General features: G+C 70.8%; 11 protein-coding genes. 6 read left to right on the forward strand and 5 right to left on the reverse strand.

Translation table 11 applies throughout. The features are described 5' to 3' along the window. Positions 1-132: 132 nt before the first annotated feature. The 3 genes from arc to ACRYCC_RS18070 form a co-directional block, all read right to left on the reverse strand. On the reverse strand, positions 133-1,896 hold the full coding sequence (gene arc / locus ACRYCC_RS18060) for a proteasome ATPase (RefSeq protein ID WP_433813490.1): 1,764 nt from the start codon (positions 1,894-1,896) through the stop codon (positions 133-135). 331 nt (positions 1,897-2,227) lie between these two features. After that, complete coding sequence (locus ACRYCC_RS18065; RefSeq protein ID WP_433813492.1) at positions 2,228-3,214, reverse strand: tRNA (adenine-N1)-methyltransferase; 987 nt, start codon at positions 3,212-3,214, stop codon at positions 2,228-2,230. A gap of 101 nt (positions 3,215-3,315) precedes the next feature. Continuing rightward, positions 3,316-4,509: a site-2 protease family protein gene (locus ACRYCC_RS18070; protein ID WP_433813493.1), complete on the reverse strand. Its 1,194-nt coding sequence runs from the start codon at positions 4,507-4,509 to the stop codon at positions 3,316-3,318. A gap of 102 nt (positions 4,510-4,611) precedes the next feature. Here ACRYCC_RS18070 and ACRYCC_RS18075 point away from each other — a divergent pair, with 102 nt between their 5' ends. From ACRYCC_RS18075 to ACRYCC_RS18100, 6 genes are all read left to right on the forward strand, one after another. Further along, positions 4,612-5,559, forward strand: coding sequence for a RecB family exonuclease (locus ACRYCC_RS18075; RefSeq protein ID WP_433813495.1), 948 nt, complete (start codon positions 4,612-4,614; stop codon positions 5,557-5,559). 55 nt (positions 5,560-5,614) lie between these two features. Beyond that, complete coding sequence (locus tag ACRYCC_RS18080; RefSeq protein WP_433813497.1) at positions 5,615-6,214, forward strand: 3'-5' exonuclease family protein; 600 nt, start codon at positions 5,615-5,617, stop codon at positions 6,212-6,214. A 98-nt stretch (positions 6,215-6,312) separates the two neighbouring features. Beyond that, positions 6,313-7,512, forward strand: coding sequence for a sensor histidine kinase (locus ACRYCC_RS18085; RefSeq protein WP_433813499.1), 1,200 nt, complete (start codon positions 6,313-6,315; stop codon positions 7,510-7,512). A 54-nt stretch (positions 7,513-7,566) separates the two neighbouring features. Continuing rightward, positions 7,567-8,244 carry a response regulator gene (locus tag ACRYCC_RS18090; protein ID WP_433813501.1) on the forward strand — a complete coding sequence of 226 codons (678 nt, stop codon included), beginning with the start codon at positions 7,567-7,569 and terminating at the stop codon, positions 8,242-8,244. A gap of 212 nt (positions 8,245-8,456) precedes the next feature. Then, positions 8,457-9,251, forward strand: a complete 795-nt coding sequence (locus tag ACRYCC_RS18095) for an ABC transporter ATP-binding protein (protein WP_433813503.1) — start codon at positions 8,457-8,459, stop codon at positions 9,249-9,251. Further along, a complete protein-coding gene (locus tag ACRYCC_RS18100; RefSeq protein ID WP_433813505.1) occupies positions 9,248-11,758 on the forward strand; it encodes an ABC transporter permease in 2,511 nt (836 codons plus the stop codon). Before ACRYCC_RS18095 ends, ACRYCC_RS18100 begins: the two co-directional genes overlap by 4 nt. A gap of 203 nt (positions 11,759-11,961) precedes the next feature. On the opposite strand, the gene ACRYCC_RS18105 is transcribed toward ACRYCC_RS18100, so the two are convergent. After that, a complete protein-coding gene (locus tag ACRYCC_RS18105) occupies positions 11,962-13,023 on the reverse strand; it encodes an ABC transporter ATP-binding protein (protein ID WP_433813919.1) in 1,062 nt (353 codons plus the stop codon). Between the two features lie 71 nt (positions 13,024-13,094). Then, positions 13,095-14,177, reverse strand: a complete 1,083-nt coding sequence (locus ACRYCC_RS18110) for an ABC transporter ATP-binding protein (RefSeq protein WP_433813921.1) — start codon at positions 14,175-14,177, stop codon at positions 13,095-13,097. Positions 14,178-14,183 lie beyond the last annotated feature (6 nt).

The raw sequence follows: 14,183 nt of genomic DNA on the forward strand, positions 1-14,183 counted from the left end.
TCCGAAATCGTTGCCCGGGGAGTGAGGGCCCGCTTCCGCTGGGTGATCACGCGGGTGGGGGTACGGGCCGTGGCATGCGAAGCGGCGGCCGCCCGTGAGGGTGACCGCCGCGTCCGCGTGCGTGCCGGGGTGCTAGAGGTACTGGCCGGTGTTGGCGACCGTGTCGATCGACCGGCCGGCCTCGGTGCCCTGCTTGCCGGAGACGAGCGTGCGGATGTAGACGATCCGCTCGCCCTTCTTGCCGGAGATGCGCGCCCAGTCGTCGGGGTTGGTGGTGTTGGGCAGGTCCTCGTTCTCGTGGAACTCGTCCACGCAGGCGGCCATGAGGTGCGCGACCCGCAGGCCCTTCTGCCCGGTGTCGAGGAACTGCTTGATGGCCATCTTCTTGGCCCGGTCGACGATGTTCTGGATCATCGCGCCGGAGTTGAAGTCCTTGAAGTACAGGACTTCCTTGTCGCCGTTGGCGTAGGTCACCTCGAGGAAGCGGTTCTCCTCGGTCTCGGTGTACATCCGCTCGACGACCCGCTGGATCATCGCGTCCACGGTGGCCTCGGTGGAGTTGCCGTGTTCCTTCATGTCGTCCGGGTGGAGCGGCAGTCCGGTGAGGATGTACTTGGAGAAGATGTCCCTGGCCGCCTCGGCGTCGGGCCGCTCGATCTTGATCTTCACGTCCAGCCGGCCGGGCCGGAGGATCGCGGGGTCGATCATGTCCTCGCGGTTGGAGGCGCCGATGACGATGACGTTCTCCAGGCCCTCGACGCCGTCGATCTCCGACAGCAGCTGCGGGACGATGGTGTTCTCCACGTCGGAGGAGACACCGGACCCGCGGGTCCTGAAGATGGAGTCCATCTCGTCGAAGAACACGATGACCGGGGTGCCGGCCGTGGCCTTCTCCCGGGCCCGCTGGAACACCAGCCGGATGTGCCGCTCGGTCTCGCCGACGTACTTGTTGAGCAGCTCCGGGCCCTTGATGTTGAGGAAGAAGCTCTTCCCCTCCTTGCCGGTCTTCTCGGCCACCTTCTTGGCGAGCGAGTTGGCGACCGCCTTGGCGATGAGCGTCTTGCCGCAGCCGGGCGGGCCGTAGAGCAGGACGCCCTTGGGCGGCCGGAGCTGGTGCTCACGGAACAGGTCCGCGTGCAAGTACGGGAGCTCCACGGCGTCGCGGATCATCTCGATCTGGGACGACAGGCCGCCGATCTCCTCGTAGGAGATGTCGGGGACCTCTTCGAGGACCAGTTCCTCCACTTCGGCCTTGTGGATCTTTTCGTAGGCGTAACCGGAGCGAGGCTCGAGCAGCAGTGAGTCGCCCGGCCGGAGCGGGACGCCCCGCAGCGGCTCGGCGAGCTTGATGACCCGTTCCTCGTCGGCGTGCGCGATGACCAGGGCGCGCTCGCCGTCGGCGAACACCTCCTTGAGCCCCACGACTTCGCCCTGCTCTTCGAAGTCGAGCGCCGCCACGACGTTGAGGGCCTCGTTGAGCATGACCTCCTGGCCACGCTGCAGGTCCTCCACCTCGATGGCCGGGCTCACGTTCACCCGCAGCTTGCGCCCGCCGGTGAAGATATCGACCGTTCCATCGTCTCGGGCTTCGAGGAAGACGCCGAAGCCGGACGGCGGCTGCGCCAGCCGGTCGACCTCCTCCTTGAGTGCGATGATCTGCTCTCGCGCCTCCTTGAGCGTCGCCACGAGACGCTCGTTCTGGCCCGTCACGGCGGCCAGGTTGGCTTGTACCTCTTGGATGCGCTCTTCGAGCACACGTGCTTGTCGGGGGGATTCCGCGAGCTTTCTGCGCAGCACCGAGATCTCTTCCTCGAGGAAAGAGAGCTGCGTTTGGAGGTCACGAACCTCTTTGTCGTGCTGCGCCTTACGCGCCCCAGCATCGTCACGAGCGGCCACGCCCCGTCACCTCCCACTGAAGAAGCCGACGACCTACTCAGACCCTACCTATCCGGAGCGGTTCCGTAACCTGCCTGATCGGTACTCATGTGGTTGCGGTCCGATCACAGGGCGTGGCGATTGTCACCCCTCCGCAGGGACGACCTCCGTCAGGGAACCGCAAAGACCGCGAAAAAGGCGGCATGGAGCCGGTAATCGTGCAGATTCTTCGTGTTCCGACCCCACCTCGTGGCCGCTTCGGGCCGTTGGCGGCATTTGTGAATTTGGTGTAAACCAAGTCACCCCGCGTAACGCAGTGACCTACAGCACACTTGGTGTCCGCGCGTGCCGCTCACCCTCCGTGGTCGGCGACCCGGCCCGGGTCGCCGGCGGGCGGCGCCGGGGTGGCCCCGGGAGCGGCCTGCGCGGCCGGGTCGCCGGTCTGGCCGGCCGCCCCGCCCTCCGCGTGCTCCCCGGGGTGGGCGCCCTTGGCCGGGCGGCGCCGGCGCCGGGGCGGCTCGACCCCGTCGGCCATCCGCCGGGCGGTCACCAGGAAGCCGGTGTGCCCGACCATCCGGTGGTCGGGGCGGACCGCCAGCCCTTCGACGTGCCAGGAGCGGACGAGCGTCTCGAAGGCGTACGGCTCGGCGAAGGCGCCGTGCCCGCGCAGTTCCTCGACCACCCGCGACATCTGGGTGGTGGTGGCCACGTAGGCGCAGACCAGCCCGCCCGGGATGAGGGCCTTGGCGACCGCGTCGACGCACTCCCAGGGGGCGAGCATGTCGAGGATGACGCGGTCCACCTCGGTCTCGGTGATGGCGTCCTCGAGGGAGCCGACGGTGAGCCGCCACGACGGGTGCGGCCCTCCGAAGATCCTTTCGACGTTGGTCCTGGCGACCTCGGCGAAGTCGGCGCGGCGTTCGTAGGAGGAGACCGTGCCGTGCTCGCCGACCGCGCGCAGCAGGAAGCAGGTGAGCGCGCCGGATCCGGCGCCCGCCTCCACCACCCGGGCACCGGGGAAGATGTCGGCCATGGCGACGATCTGCCCGGCGTCCTTGGGGTAGACGACGGCCGCGCCGCGCGGCATCCGCAGCGTGTGGTCGTGCAGGAGCGGCCGGAAGGCCAGGAAGTCGATCCCGCCGGAGGAGCGCAGCACGATGCCCTCGGGCCGGCCGATGATCTCGTTGTGCTCGACCCAGCCCTTGTGGCTGTGGAACTGCTTGCCGGGCTGGAGGGTGATGGTGTTGATGCGGCCCTTGGGGTCGGTGAGCTGCACCTGGTCACCGGCCCGGAACGGGCCGTGCGGGGTTCTGACGGTGACGTCGGTGGGTTCGCTCATGCCCGCAAGGCTATCGGCCGCGGAGGGCTGCCCCGGCGCGCACGGCGGCCGCCCGGCGCGGTCGCGGCGGGCCCGCCCCGGGCGGTGCGGTGCGGTGGCGCTCAGATGCCGGAGAAGACCCGGTTGACGTCGTCGGCGGCGAGCACGCCGTACACTTGGCCGGTCGGCTCGACGAGGAGGTACTCGCTGGCGGGGGCCTTCCGGACCGCCGAGATCAGCTCCTCGCCGGCGAGGTCCGCGGAGAGCGTGAGGTCGCCGTCCAGGCCGCGGGAGAGGTCCCCGACCTCGATCCAGGGGCGCCGGTTGTGCGGGGTGGCCAGCACCGCCCGCTCGTTGACCAGCCCGGTGGGGCGGCCCTCGTAGTCGACGATCACCAGGGCGCCCGAGCCGTCCTGGTTGGCGCGGCGTACGGCCTCGGCCAGCGGCACGTTCGCGGTGACGAGGGTGGCGGGCCGGGCCAGCAGCCGGGCCCGCAGGTGCGGGATCCGGTCCCGGATCCGCACGTCCCGCAGGGTCTGGGTGGCGCCGACCCACATGAACGAGGAGATCAGTGCGGCCCACAGCACCATGAGCCAGCCGTCGGCGCCGATGCCGCCGCCGCCGCGCGGCTCGGCGGGGAACACCGCGGCGAACGTGCCGGCGATCAGGAGGAGGACGGCGACGCCGCGGCCGAACCAGGCGACGATGACGGTGCCGGTCCGTGGCCGGCCGGTCACCTTCCAGATGAGGGCGCGGACCAGGCGCCCGCCGTCGAGCGGGGTGCCGGGCAGCAGGTTGAACACGCCGACGGCGAGGTTGGCGAAGGTCAGCGCCTGCAGCAGCAGGTCACCGACGGGCGGCAGCGGCAACAGGACGCCGGTGAGCAGGCCCGCCCCGGCCAGGACGAGGTTGACCAGCGGGCCCGCGAAGGCGATGAGGAACTCCCGGCCCGGGGTGGCCGGCTCCTGCTCGATGGCGGTCTCCCCGCCCAGGATGTGCAGGGTGACGGAGCGGACCGGCAGCCGGAACGACCGGGCGACCAGGGCGTGGCTGAGCTCGTGGACGAACACCGAGCCGTACAGCAGCACCGCGTAGACGAAGGCGACCAGGTAGCTCACCGGCGGGACGGCGATGTGGTCGGGGATCTGGCCGCCGAACCAGAAGGTGATGATGGCCGCGACGACGAACCAGGACGGCGAGACGTACACCGGGATGCCGAACGGCCGGCCCATGAGCAGCCCGGGCGGATTGCGCCCGGCCTGCCGCTCGGCCTTGTCGGGCTCGGTCTGTCGGGTGCGGGGTGCGCTGTCTGCCACGTCCTGATCGTATGCGCCCTGGCGATGGCCGCCGCATGCCGCCGGGCACGGCGGGCGCGATAGCCGTGATTTCCGTCGGGGGCGTCGCCTACGCTGCTCGGCATGACGACGACCGAGGCTGCCGCGGACCCCAGTTCCCCCATCCCGGTGATCGGTTCTCTCTCGCCCTCGCGGGCCGGCGACTTCATGACCTGCCCGCTGCTGTACCGCTTCCGGGTGATCGACCGGCTCCCGGAGCGGCCGAGCCCGGCGGCGGTGCGGGGCACGCTGGTGCACGCGGTGCTGGAGCGGCTGTTCGACCTGCCCGCGGCGGAGCGGACGGCGCCGGCCGCGCTGGCGCTGCTCGGCCCGCAGTGGGAGCGGCTGCTCGCCGACGAGCCCGCGCTGGCCACCATGTTCGGGCAGCCGGGCGAGGACGGGGCGGGCGAGGGCGGGGACGGGGCGGGCGGCGAGGGCGGGCAGGCCACGGACGGGCAGGGCGAGGCGGAGTGGCTCGGGCAGGCCCGTGAGATGGTCGAGCGCTATTTCACCCTGGAGGACCCGCGGCGGCTGGAGCCGGCCGACCGTGAGCTGTTCGTGGAGACCGTGCTGGAGTCGGGGCTGAAGCTGCGCGGTTACATCGACCGGGTGGACGTGGCCCCCAGCGGTGACGTCCGGGTGGTGGACTACAAGACGGGCACGGCGCCGCGGGCGGACTTCGAGGCGCGGGCGCTGTTCCAGATGAAGTTCTACGCCCTGGTGCTGTGGCGGCTGCACGGCCGGGTGCCCCGGTTGCTGCAGCTGATGTACCTCGGCAACGGGGAGATCCTGCGGTACGCGCCCGACGAGGCGGATCTGCTCGCCACCGAGCGCAAGGTGGAGGCGCTGTGGCGGGCGATCCGCCGGGCGATGGACACCGGCGAGTGGCGGCCGCGCAAGAGCCGGCTGTGCGACTGGTGCGACCACAAGGAGCTGTGCCCGTCGTTCGGGGGCACGCCGCCGCCGCTGCCGGAGGTGCCCGCGGCGGCCGTGGCGCCCGTCCCGGGCCCGGACTTCTCCGACGACGTGTAGCGGCGCGCCGAAAACCGGGTGACCGGGGCCGCGGGCGGCCGGTAGCGTGCCCGCCATGTCCTCCGCCGACGTCTACTTCTCGTGCGACATCGAGGCCGACGGCCCGATACCGGGCCCGTACTCGATGATCAGCTTCGGGCTGTCGGTGGCGGGCACCTACGACGGGGAGACGTTCAAGCCGCACCATCCGTTCGCCCGGACCTACTACGCGGAGCTGAGGCCGATCAGCGACGAGTACGTGCCGGAGGCGCTCGCGGTGTCGGGTCTCGACCGGGAGCGGCTGACCCGGGACGGCCAGGAGCCGGCGGCCGCGATGACGGCCGCAGCCGGGTGGATCCGGGAGGTGGCGCGGGCGGAGAAGGGCTTGGCGGTGTTCGCCGCCTACCCGCTGGGCTTCGACTGGATGTTCATGTACTGGTACTTCGTGCGTTTCGCCGAGGGCGGCTCGCCGTTCGGGCACTCCCGGTGCGTCGACATGAAGACGCTGTACGCGGCGCGGGCGAGGGCCCAGATCCGCCGGTCGACCAAGGGCCAGATGCCGCGTGAGCTGCTGTCGAAGCGGCGGCACACCCACAACGCGCTGGACGACGCGGTGGAGCAGGCGGAGCTGTTCCAGAACCTCATGCGCTGGCCCGGGCGCCGTACCGGCGCGTAGAGTCCACCCGTTCGGCGGGACCGCATCCTTCGCAGGGAGGAGGGCGGATCACCGTCGCGGAGGGGCAGCGACCAGGGATGACGCCGTACTTTGAAGGTGTGTCACCCCGAATCGCGCACCTGCACTGCTGGTCCAGGAGCCATCTGACCGTCTTGGACGGCCTGGTGGCACTGGCGCTGTTCGTGGTGGCGCTGCCGCAGCTGCTGTCGGCCCGCTCCCCCGGAGCGGGCTTCAGCAAGCCCGACGCCACGATGGTCGCGATCGTCGCCGTGGTGATGATGGCGCTGGCGTTCCGGCAGCGGTTCCCGGTGGCCGTGCTGCTCGTCGTGGTGGGCGGCAACGTCCTGATCACCGCCCTGCGCTACGGCCCGACCGTGGCCGAGGTGCTGGCGTTCGTGATCGCGGTGTACACCATCGCCGCGCACCGTGCCCTGGCGGTCAGCTCGATCTGCGGCGCGCTGGCGCTGGTGTCCTTCACCGTGATGGAGCTGGCGAGCCCCGGCGACATGAGCTCCGTCGCCGTGGTCACCAACGCGGCGCTGATCGCGGGCGTGTGGTGGCTGGGGCGGAGCCTGCGGCTGCGGCGCGCCTACCTCGCCGAGCTGGAGTACCGGGCGGAGCGGCTGGAGCGGGCGCGCGACTCCGACGCGCGGACGGCGCGGGTCGAGGAGCGGTCCCGGATCGCCCGCGAGCTGCACGACGTGGTCGCCCACCATGTGAGCGTGATGACCGTGCAGGCCGGCGCGGCCCGCCGGATCCTGGACAAGGACCCCGACAGCGCCCGCGAGGCGATGACCACGATCGAGGAGGTCGGCCGGACCACCCTGGACGAGATGCGCCGGATCGTCGGGGTGCTGCGCACCGAGCGCGACACCAGGGCGGCCGGGCCGGAGCTGTCCCCCCAGCCGGGCGTCCAGGAGGTCGGCGCCCTGGTCGATCATGTGCGGGAGACGGGCCTGTCGGTCCAGCTGTGGATGGAGGGCGAGCCCCGTCCGCTGTCGACGGGGGTCAACCTGGCCGCGTACCGTCTCATCCAGGAGGCGCTGACCAACTCGCTCAAGCACGCCGGGCCGCAGGCCCGCGCGTGGGTCCGGATCCACTACGGCCCGCGGGAGCTGATGGTGGAGATCGAGGACGACGGCCGCGGGGTCGCCGCGGCGCTGGCCGACAACGGGGACGGCCCGGGTCACGGGCTGGTGGGCATGCGGGAGCGCGTCGCCCTCTATGGTGGCGAGCTGAGGATCGGGCCACGTAGCGGCGGTGGTTTCGAAGTCCGGGCCCGGTTCCCCCTGGACTGATCGTTGAATTGAACGTTGGCCTGGAACGCTTGGACTAGAACGTTGGAGCTCGGTGTGACTGTCAGGGTCTTGCTCGTCGACGACCAGCCGCTGCTGCGGACCGGGTTCAAGCTGATCCTGGAGGCCGAGGCCGACATCACGGTGGTGGGCGAGGCCGGGGACGGGGCGGCCGCGGTGGAGTTGACCCGTTCGATGATGCCCGACGTGGTCCTGATGGACATCCGGATGCCGGGGATGGACGGCATCGAGGCCACCCGGCGGATCGTGCGCGAGCAGGCCGCCACCCACGACCCCCGCGTGCTGATCCTCACCACCTTCGACCTCGACGAGTACGTCATCGAGGCGGTCCGGGCCGGGGCGAGCGGGTTCCTGCTCAAGGACTCCCCGCCGGAGGAACTGGTCACCGCCATCCGTATCGTCGCGGGCGGCGACGCGATCGTGGCGCCCAGCGTGACCCGCCGGCTGCTGGACCGGTTCGCCACCCGGCTGCCCGCCGTGCGCAACGTGGGACCCCCGCCGGGGCTGGAGACGCTCACCGCGCGGGAGCGCGAGGTGCTCAGCCACGTGGCGCGCGGGCTGTCCAACGCGGAGATCGCCGCGGAGCTGGTGGTCAGCGAGACGACCATCAAGACCCATGTCGGGAACGTGCTGGCCAAGCTCGGCCTGCGGGACCGGGTGCAGGCCGTGGTGTACGCCTACGAGACCGGGATGTCGCAGCCGGGTCAGGGCTGACCTCGTGGTGACCCCTACTCCTGAAGGAGTAGGGGATCCCGGGCACTCCACCGTTGGACGGAGACCCGATTACCTTCCGTCGGCCGAGGTCCGCCGCGCCCCGGACCTCTAGCGTTGTAGGCACGGATCACCGCCCGGCCCGTCTCCGGGCGAGCGACCCCCCTTCAGCACCCCCGACGCTTTCTCCGAGCATTCCGACAGGGAGTTTCCACGTGACGAACACCGCCCCCACGACCGCCGAGGGGCTCCACGAGCCGGGCACGGGCGCGTTCGCCGCGCGCGCCGAACGCGTGGCCAAGGTCTACGGCACCGGCGATGCCCAGGTGATCGCGTTGGACGACGTGACCGTGGGCATCCCGCGCAGCAGGTTCAGCGCGATCATGGGCCCGTCGGGCTCCGGCAAGTCCACCCTGATGCACTGCATGGCCGGGCTGGACTCGGTGTCCTCCGGCAACGTCTTCATCGGGGACGTGGAGCTGTCGCGGCTGGACGACAAGCGCCTGACCCGGCTGCGCCGCGACAAGGTCGGCTTCATCTTCCAGTCGTTCAACCTGGTCCCGACGCTGACCGCGCTGGAGAACATCACGCTGCCCATCGACATCGCCGGCCGCAAGCCGGACCGTCAGTGGCTGGACACCGTCATCGACACCGTGGGGCTGCGCTCGCGGCTCAAGCACCGCCCGAGCGAGCTGTCCGGCGGCCAGCAGCAGCGGGTGGCGTGCGCCCGGGCGCTCGCCAGCCGGCCCGACATCATCTTCGCCGACGAGCCGACCGGCAACCTCGACTCCCGCTCGGGCGCCGAGGTGCTGTCGTTCCTGCGCAACTCGGTGCAGGAGATGGGGCAGACGATCGTCATGGTCACCCATGACCCCGCCGCGGCCGCCTACTCCGACCTGGTGCTGTTCCTCACCGACGGCCGGATCGTCGACCAGATGCCCGAGCCGACCGCCGAGAAGGTCCTCGAGCGCATGAAGGGCTTCGAGCTGCCCGGAGTGACCACCTCATGATGGCCAAGGTCACCCTCCGCAACCTGGCCGCGCACAAGCTGCGGCTGGCGCTCACCGCGCTGTCGGTCATCCTGGGCGTCGCGTTCGTCGCGGGCACGCTCATCTTCACCGACACGATGACCAAGTCGTTCGACGACATCTTCGACCGCGTCGGCAAGGGCGTCGCCGTCCAGGTCAAGGGCAAGGAGATCGTCAGCGGCGACGACGACGACGAGTCCCAGCGGGCACCGGTCCCGCAGGCCCTGGTCGGCACGCTGGCCAAGGTGCCCGGGGTCAGGAGCGCCACCGGGCACGTCCAGGGGTACGCCGCCCTGATCGGCAAGGACGGCAAGGTCGTCGGCGGCGGCGGGCCTCCGCAGTTCGGCGCCAACTGGACCGACGGCGGCGACGACAAGATCGCCACAGGGCGGGCGCCGCAGGGCCCCGCCGAGGTCGCGGTCGACGCGGAGACCGCGAAGAAGGCCGGCTACCGGGTCGGCGACCAGGCCAAGGTGCTGTCCCGCGAGAAGCCCCTGCCCGTCACCATCGTGGGGATCGTCGACACCGGCCACCTGAACGGCGCCACCTTCACCGTCTTCGACACCGCCACCGCCCAGAGACTGCTGTACAAGCCCGGCTACTTCTCCGACGTCACGCTGGCGCCACAGGGCGGGGCGGACGAGCAGAAGGTGCTCGCCGAGGTCAAGCGGGTGCTGCCCGCCGGATACGACGCGATCACCGGCACCCAGATGCGCAAGGACGCCAAGAGCGACCTCGACCAGATCATGTCGATCTTCCGGACGTTCCTGCTGGTGTTCGCGCTCATCTCGATCTTCGTCGGCGCGTTCATCATCTTCAACACCTTCTCGATGCTGGTGGCGCAGCGCACCCGGGAACTGGCGCTGCTGCGCGCCGTCGGCGCGTCCCGCCGGCAGGTCACCCGGGCGGTGATGGGTGAGGCCTTCGGCGTCGGAGTGGTCGGCTCGACCCTGGGCCTCGCCCTCGGAGCGGGCATCGCCACGGTGCTCCAGGCCTTCTTCAAGGGGCAGGGCCTGGACCTCAAGGGCGGGCTGGTCTTCACCGCGACCCCGGTCATCTGGGCGTACACGGTCGGCATCATCGTCACGATGGTCTCGGCGTACTTCCCGGCGCGCCGGGCGGCGAAGATCCCGCCGGTCGCCGCGATGCGCGACGACGTCGCCCTGCCGCAGCGCTCGCTGCGCATCCGGATCGTCATCGGGGCGGTCATGACGGCCGCGGGCGCGGCGCTGCTCGGCATGGGCGTCGGGGGGGTCGGCTCCCAGCCGCTCCTCCTGCTCGGCGTCGGCGCGCTCCTGGTCTTCCTCGGCGTGGCGATGCTGGCCCCAGTGATCAGCAAGCCGGTGGTGCGGGTGCTCGGCGCGGCCTACCCCAGGCTGTTCGGGCTGCCCGGCAGGCTGGCCCAGCAGAACGCGATGCGCGACCCGCGCCGCACCGCCTCGACGGCGGCGGCGCTGATGATCGGCCTGTCGCTGGTGACGACGGTCAACGTGATGGGCTCCTCGCTCAGCGCCTCCATCGGCCAGACGGTCGACCAGCAGTTCGGCGTCGACTACTTCGTCGGAGCCGAGAACGGCGGCGGTTTCAGCCCGGCGGCCGCCACGGACGTGGCCACCGCGTCCGGCGTCAGCAAGGCCACGCCGATCTACAGCGGTCGCCTGTCCGTCGACGGCAAGAGCGGCAGCTACACCACCGGTGCGACCGCCGACCTGATCGACGGCGCCAACGTCAAGATGCTGTCCGGAGGCACCGACCTCGGCGCCGACGGGATGCTCATCAACGAGGACGTCGCCAAGGACAAGGGCTGGAAGCCCGGCACCGTGGTGCAGGCGAAGTTCCCCAACGGCACCGAGCAGCGGCTCACCGTCAAGGGGGTCTACGCCAAGAGCGACTTCCTGGCCCCGCGGGTGCTGTCGCTGGCGGCCTTCCAGGCGCACACCAGCGGCCAGCTGGCCGACGGGATCCTCGTCGACGCCGCCAAGCCGAGCCCGGCCACCAAGACCGCGATCCTGCAGTCGCTCAAGGACTACCCGAACCTCACGGTCCAGGATCAGTCCGACGTCAAGAAGGACGCCCAGAAGGAGATCGACGGCCTCACCGTCTTCCTCAGCGTGATGCTGACCCTGTCGATCTTCATCGCGGCGGTCGGGGTGGTCAACACCCTGGCGCTGTCGGTGATCGAGCGCACCAGGGAGATCGGCCTGCTGCGGGCCGTCGGCATCAGCCGCCGCCAGCTGCGCAGGATGATCCGGCTCGAGTCGATCGTGATCGCGGTCTTCGGTGCCCTGCTCGGCATCGGGCTCGGCATCGCCTTCGGGACCGCCATCCAGCGCGGCGCCGCCGACGACGGCCTGCAGGTGCTGAACATCCCGTTCGGCACGCTGGTGGTCTACGTCATCGTGGCCGGGATCATCGGGGTCCTCGCCGCCCTGTGGCCCGCGTGGCGGGCCGGCCGGATGGACGTGCTGAAGGCCATCGGCGCCGAGTGACACCCGGCTGAGCGCGAGCACACGACGCCCCGTACGGTCCCCGGACCGTACGGGGCGTCGCGCTGCCAGGGGCCTCGCACTGCCAGGGGCCTCGCACTACAGGGGGCCGCGCCGCGGGCGGGTACGAGGACGGTCCCGGAAAAGACCGGACCCCGCCTCCCGGTGGTGGCCGGGAGACGGGGTCCTGCGCGCGGGAGGCGCGCTCAGGCCTGGGCGACCAGGCCGGAGGTGTCGGGCGGCGGAGCGTTCTCCGGGAAGTGGCAGGCCGCCTCGTGACCGGGCTTGAGCTCGATCATCGGCGGCTCGACCGTCCTGCAGATCTCCTGGGCCTTCCAGCAGCGGGTGTGGAAGCGGCAGGCCGGCGGCGGGTTCAGCGGGCTCGGCACGTCGCCCTGCAGCCGGATGCGCTCGCGGCCCTTGCGCTTGGCCGGGTCCGGGATCGGAACCGCCGACAGCAGCGCGTGCGTGTAGGGGTGCATCGGCGACTCGTAGAGGCTGGTCCGGTCGGCCAGCTCCACCATCTTGCCGAGGTACATGACCGCGACCCGGTCGGCGATGTGCCGGACCACCGACAGGTCGTGCGCGATCACCACGTAGGTGAGGTCGAGCTCGTCCTGCAGGTCCTCCAGCAGGTTGATGACCTGTGCCTGGATGGACACGTCCAGCGCCGAGACGGGCTCGTCGGCGACGATCAGCTTCGGGCGCAGCGCAAGGGTGCGGGCCACCCCGATGCGCTGCCGCTGGCCGCCGGAGAACTCGTGCGGGTACCGGTTGTAGTGCTCGGGGTTGAGGCCGACCAGCTGCAGCAGGTCCTGCACGGCCTTCTTGACGCCGTTCTCGGTCTCGATCTTCTGGAGCCGGTACGCGGCGCCGATGATGGAGCCGACCGTCTTGCGCGGGTTCAGCGACGAGTACGGGTCCTGGAAGATCATCTGGATGTCGCGGCGGAGCGGCCGCATCTGCGACTGGGACATCTTGGTGATGTCATGCCCCTCGAAGACGATCTTCCCCGAGCTGGGCTCCAGCAGGTGCATGATCATCCGGCCGGTGGTGGTCTTGCCGCAGCCCGACTCCCCCACCAGGCCCAGGGTCTCCCCCTTGCGCACCGAGAAGGACACCCCGTCCACGGCCTTGACCGCGGCGACCTGCCGTTTGAACAGGATCCCGGAGGTCACCGGGAAGTGCTTGCGCAGATCCGTGACCTCCAGCAGCGGCTCCCCGGCGGGCACGGGCGGGGTGGCGACCGCCTCCGCCCGCGTCTCCACGGCCGCCCCGGCGGACACGGTGTCCTCCGGTCCGGCGGTGCTCTCCGACGTACTCACGTTCTCCCCCAGGTTCACAGCTTCGGCAGGATCTCGGATTCCCAGATCTCCCGGCGCTGGTCCACCGGCAGATGACAGGCCACCTTGTGCCCGGCAGCGGTCTCCCGCAACTCCGGCCGCTCGGTCAGGCTCTTGCCCCCCGTGAGCTCGCAGTAGGCGCAGCGGGGGTTGAAGGCACAGCCGGCCGGGACGTTGATCAGGCTCGGCGGCGTGCCCTTGATCGGCATCAGCCGCTCGGTGCGGTCGCGGTCCAGCCGCGGCATCGAGCCGAGCAGGCCCCAGGTGTAGGGGTGCTCGGGCCGGTGGAACACGTCCTCGACGTCGCCGTACTCCGCGCACCGGCCCCCGTACATCACCAGGATGTCGTCGGACAGCTCGGCGACGACGCCCAGGTCGTGCGTGATCATGATGATCGCGGAGTTGAACTCCTGCTGCAGGTCGCGGAGCAGGTCCAGGATCTGCGCCTGCACGGTGACGTCGAGCGCCGTGGTGGGCTCGTCGGCGATGAGCAGCTCCGGGTCGCACGACAGCGCCATGGCGATCATGGCCCGCTGCCGCATGCCGCCGGAGAACTCGTGCGGGTAGGAGTCGACGCGCCGGTCCGGCTGCGGGATCCCGACCCGGCCCAGCATGTCGATCGCGTGCTTGCGGGCCACCTTCTTGGAGACGTCGTTGTGGATCCGGTACGCCTCGATGATCTGGTTCCCGATCGTGTAGAACGGGTGCATCGAGGACAGCGGATCCTGGAAGATCATCGCCATGTTGCGGCCGCGCAGCCGGCGGACCTGGTCCTGCGTGGCGCCGACCAGCTCCTGCCCGTCCAGCCAGATCTCACCGGAGACCTCGGCGTTGTCGCGGTTGTGCAGGCCGAGGATGCCCAGGCTGGTGACGCTCTTCCCGGAGCCCGACTCCCCGACGATGCCGAGCGTACGGCCGCGCTCCAGCTGGAACGACAGGCCGTCGACGGACTTGACCAGCCCGTCGTCGGTCGGGAAGTGGATGCGCAGGTCGCGCACCTCCAGGAACGCCGTCGGCGGAGGGGAGGTCTCGGCCGGCGTGGCCGGCGAACCGCCGATCTCCTCGGCGCGGTTCCACATGCGCCC

It is taken from the genome of Actinomadura scrupuli (assembly GCF_050971785.1).
GTDB lineage: Bacteria > Actinomycetota > Actinomycetes > Streptosporangiales > Streptosporangiaceae > Actinomadura_E > Actinomadura_E scrupuli.